At 68.7% G+C, this 4,770-nt stretch carries 3 protein-coding genes; 2 read left to right on the top strand and 1 reads right to left on the bottom strand.

Features of this window, described 5'->3' with window-relative positions; genetic code table 11:
- Positions 1–1,091 (top strand): hypothetical protein (locus tag G6027_RS05340; RefSeq protein WP_206682468.1); only part of this gene is annotated, 1,091 nt, incomplete at its 5' end.
- A gap of 199 nt (positions 1,092–1,290) precedes the next feature.
- Here the strand turns inward: G6027_RS05340 and G6027_RS05335 are convergent.
- Positions 1,291–1,725: a DUF3052 family protein gene (locus G6027_RS05335; RefSeq protein ID WP_182636074.1), complete on the bottom strand. Its 435-nt coding sequence runs from the start codon at positions 1,723–1,725 to the stop codon at positions 1,291–1,293.
- A 309-nt stretch (positions 1,726–2,034) separates the two neighbouring features.
- On the opposite strand from G6027_RS05335, the gene aceE reads away from it, so the two are divergent.
- A partial coding sequence (gene aceE / locus G6027_RS05330) for a pyruvate dehydrogenase (acetyl-transferring), homodimeric type (protein WP_182636072.1) occupies positions 2,035–4,770 on the top strand: 2,736 nt, incomplete at its 3' end.

Genomic DNA, 4,770 nt, shown 5'->3' with positions numbered 1-4,770 from the left:
CCGACCGCGCGGTGCTCGCCGCCCCGCGGTGCCCTGACTCCTCGGCGTCACCCACCCCCGCGCCGCGGGTTCCGGGGCAGGCGGTACTCCTGGGCGGCGTGGTCCGCAGTTCGCTCCCGCCAGGCCCGATCCGGGGATGGGAGGAGGTCGTCTCCGTGGCGGAGGCGGGCCCGGTACTCGCCGCGGTCCACCCGGACGGCACCGTCTCGGTGGTCGGGGAGGATCACCGGGGACTCCTTGCCGGCACGTCCGCCGGACCCGCGTCAGCACTGCCTCAGAAGGTGTCCGGCGTACGGGATGCCACGTCCGTGGCGGCGGTCGGCGGAGCGTTCCTGGTCACCCACTCCGACGGATCCGTGACCGCATGGGGCGACTCGTTCATCGCGAGCGGGGGCCACCGCGGAGCCGAGCGTAGCCAGCCCACCCCGGGCCCGGTCCCCAAGGTCGAGAAGGTGATCGAGGTGGCCGACGGGCAGCTCAACGCCCTGGCCCTGCGCTCCGACGGAAGACTGCAGGGGTGGGGAATCAATCTCACCCAGGTGATCGGCGAGCCGGACGGGACGCTGGTCCGCACGATCCGGGACGTGCCCGGCGCCGTCAGCGTGGCCAACCCGGGCGGGGCCGCCGTCATCGCCACCAGCACCGGAGAGGTGTGCGCGTGGGGAAACAACGTGCACGGACTCCTGGGCGTCGAACCGCGGGGCGGCCAGAGCCCGCGGGCAGTCCTGGTCGAGGGGCTGACCGATGTCGTCCAGGTGGCCGGCGGGAACGACTTCGCGCTCGCCAGGGATACCGACGGGCACGTCTGGGCATGGGGTCGCACCGTCTCCGGCGTGCTCGGCGACGGAACCGCGGAGGACACCTCGACCGCCGCGCCGCAGCAGGTGGTCGGCGTTCCGCCGATGGACTGGATCGGCGCCTCCGGGGCCTCGTCCTACGGGATAGACCGGACCGGGAACCTGTGGGCCTGGGGCGGCGGTTACAGGGTCGCCCCGTACGCCGGCGAGGATCGACGTCCTTACCGCGTGCCGCTGCCGGGCCCCGCCCAGTCGGTGTCCGGCGGGGTCGTCCTACTCGGAGCGGACAGCTGACCGGCGGCCGGGCAGCTGCCCCTCGGGCACCCGGAGACGGCTCTGTTCCCCCGCGCTCGGGTGTGTACGCCAGAACACCGGCGCCGAGGGCGCCGGTGTTTGTCGGGTCCCAGTGTTCGTCGGGTCCCGGTGTTCGTCCGGTCATCGCGCCCTCGCGGGTGCTCCACCGCCGGGCGGTCGAGCACCCCCGGGGGTGCGATCACTTCCGCGGGATGCTGTTCTTACGCAACGCCAGGCGGCTTCCCGCCCAGTCCCCCAGAGCCGCGGTACGGGTCTGGAGCATCCCGGCGGTCTGAGCCGACTCCGCGATGACCGAGGGTTCCACGTGCCCGTCGTTCCCCGTCTTGGGGGTGAGGACCCACACGGAACCCTCCTCCGCCAACGGGGTCACGACGTCCATGAGCCTGTCCACCAGGTCACCGTCGCCGGCGCGCCACCAGAGCAGTACCGCGTCGACGATCTCGTCGGTGTCCTCCTCCAGCAGCTCCGACCCGACGGCGTCCTCGACGGCCTCACTGATCGACTCGTCACAGTCGGAATCCCATCCGACCTCCTGAACGAGCATGTCCTTCGTCAGTTCGAGCTGACCAGCAATCTGATCCGCCCCGTCCTGCTGGTTCGCCGCGGCGACCACCGTGGTGTTCCTCCCTCGTATCCGACTTCGTTCGTCTTGGTCTTTCGCTGACCAGGAACACTACCCGCGCACCCTCCCACGGGAAACGACTACCGCCTATTTGGGCGGTCAGACCGCAGCCCCGTGTCGCGCATCACGCTTTGGGGCACAATCAGAGGAAGTCATGGGCCGACGACGGCCCGTGGCCGGTCGACCTCGCGATCCGCCCACACCCGCGGCGCGTGCGGTCGACCGGACACTGCACCCCGACATGTGTGGTGACCCCACCGGGTCGCCGCTGTACGTATCGCAGAAGTGAGGACCAGACGCATGACCGAGACCGTAGACACCAGAGATGGTTCCGCACCCACCAACGTGCCGGTCCTCCGGGAGGGGGTCGCGTCCTATCTCGCGGACTCGGATCCGGAGGAGACGCAGGAGTGGATGGACTCCCTCGACGGCATGCTCGCGGAGGCAGGCCCCGAGCGGGCGCGCTACCTCATGCTCAGGCTCCTCGAACGCGCCTCCAAGCAGCGGGTTCCCCTTCCGGCTCTCACCTCATCGGACTACGTCAACACGATCCCCACCAGCCTCGAACCCGAGTTCCCGGGCGACGAGTCGGTGGAGCGTACCTACCGGCGCTGGATCCGCTGGAACGCGGCCATCATGGTCCACCGCGCCCAGCGGCCCGGCATCGGAGTGGGCGGCCATATCTCCACCTATGCGGGCGCCGCACCGTTGTACGAGGTCGGCTACAACCACTTCTTCCGCGGCAAGGACCACCCCGGTGGCGGTGACCACATCTTCTTCCAAGGGCACGCCTCACCCGGCATGTACGCGCGCGCCTACCTCGAGGGCCGCCTCCGCGAACACGACCTCGACGGCTTCCGGCAGGAGAAGAGCCACCCGGGACGCTCGCTTCCCTCCTACCCCCATCCCCGCTGCCTACCCGAGTTCTGGGAGTTCCCCACAGTGTCGATGGGCCTCGGGCCCATGAACGCCATCTACCAGGCCCGATTCAACCGCTACCTGCACAACCGCGGGATCAAGGACACCTCCCAGCAGCACGTGTGGGCGTTCCTCGGCGACGGCGAGATGGACGAGGTCGACTCGCGGGGCGCCCTCCAAGTGGCCGCGAACGACGCGCTCGACAACCTGACCTTCGTCATCAACTGCAACCTGCAGCGTCTCGACGGCCCGGTCCGCGGCAACGGGCAGATCGTCCAGGAGTTGGAGTCGTACTTCAGGGGCGCCGGATGGAACGTCATCAAGGTGGTGTGGGGCCGCGAATGGGACGCGCTGTTCGAGAAGGACACCGAGGGCGCGCTCGTCTCCCTCATGAACTCCGTCTCCGACGGCGATTACCAGACGTTCCGCGCCAATGACGGCGCCTGGATCCGCGAGCACTTCTTCGGTCGAGATCCCCGCACCGCCAAGTTGGTCGAGGACATGACCGACGACGAGATCTGGGCCCTGCGCCGCGGCGGGCACGACTACCGGAAGATCCACGCCGCCTACAGGGCTGTGCTCGAGCACACCGGTCAGCCCACGGTGATCCTCGCGCACACGGTCAAGGGTTTCGGGCTCGGCCAGAACTTCGAGGGACGCAACGCCGCGCACCAGATGAAGAAGCTGACGCTGGACGACCTCAAGCTGTTCCGCGACAAGCAGCACATCCCCATCACCGACGAGGAACTGGAAGCCGACCCGACGCTGCCTCCGTACTACAACCCGGGGCCCAACTCGCCGGAGATCCGCTACATGCTCGAGCGCAGAACCGCCTTGGGCGGCCACGTGCCAGAGCGGCGGCAGACCTTCACCCCGCTCTCCGTCCCGGACATCGACTCCCTGGCCTCGTTGCGCAAGGGTTCGGGAAAGCAGTCGGTCGCCACCACGATGGCCCTGGTCCGCACCTGCAAGGAGCTCATGCGGGACGAGTCCCTACGCGATCGTCTGGTCCCGATCATCCCGGACGAGGCGCGAACCTTCGGGATGGACTCGTGGTTCCCGACCCTGAAGATCTACAACCCGCACGGGCAGAACTACACCTCCGTCGACCACGACCTCATGCTCAGCTACAAGGAGTCCAAGACAGGCCAGATCATGCATGAGGGGATCAGCGAGGCCGGGTCGGTGGCCGAGTTCACGGCGGCCGGCACCGCGTACGCGACCCATGGTGAGCCCATGATCCCGCTATACATCTTCTATTCGATGTTCGGGTTCCAGCGCACCGGCGACGCCATCTGGGCAGCCTCCGACCAGCTCGCGCGCGGGTTCCTGCTCGGCGCCACCGCCGGCCGTACCACCCTCACCGGTGAGGGACTGCAGCACATGGACGGCCATTCCCCGCTTCTCGCCGCCACCAACCCGGGGATCATCTCGTACGATCCCGCGTGGGGATTCGAACTCGCGCACATCATGCGCGCGGGCATCGAGCGGATGTACGGCCCGGGCGCGGCGCACGAGAACGACACCGACGGAATCGACCGCAACGTCTCGTACTACATCACCCTGTACAACGAGCCCGTCCCGCAGCCGCCGGAGCCCGAGGACCTGGACGCCGACGCACTCCTGCGCGGTCTCTACTGCTTCCGCAGGGCCGAGAAGGGCACGCACAAAGCCTCGATCCTCGCCTCGGGTGTCGCGATGTACGCGGCCGCCGAGGCACAGAAGACCCTGGCCGAGCAATGGGATGTGGCCGCCGACCTCTGGTCGGCCACCTCGTGGAACGAACTGGCCCGGGACGGTTTCGAGTGTGAACGCCACGAGCTCCGGCACCCGGATCAGCAGGCCCGGACCCCGTTCGTCACCGCATCTCTCGAGGGCAGCGATGGACCGAAGGTGGCAGTGAGCGATTTCCAGAAGGCGGTGCCGGACCAGATCCGCGGATGGGTCCCCGGTGACTTCACCGTCCTGGGCACCGACGGATTCGGGTTCTCCGACACCCGTCCGGCAGCCCGTCGCTTCTTCAACACCGACGCCGAGTCGATCATCGTCGCGGTCCTCGCCGGGCTGGTCCGCGAGGGCAGCATCGAGAAGCGCACCCTGCTCGAGGCCGCCCGCCAG

Source organism: Dietzia sp. SLG310A2-38A2 (assembly GCF_014145095.1).
Classification (GTDB): Bacteria; Actinomycetota; Actinomycetes; order Mycobacteriales; family Mycobacteriaceae; genus Dietzia.
The sequence above is the reverse complement of the archived record's forward strand: the minus strand, read 5'-3'. Positions and strand labels throughout refer to the sequence as shown.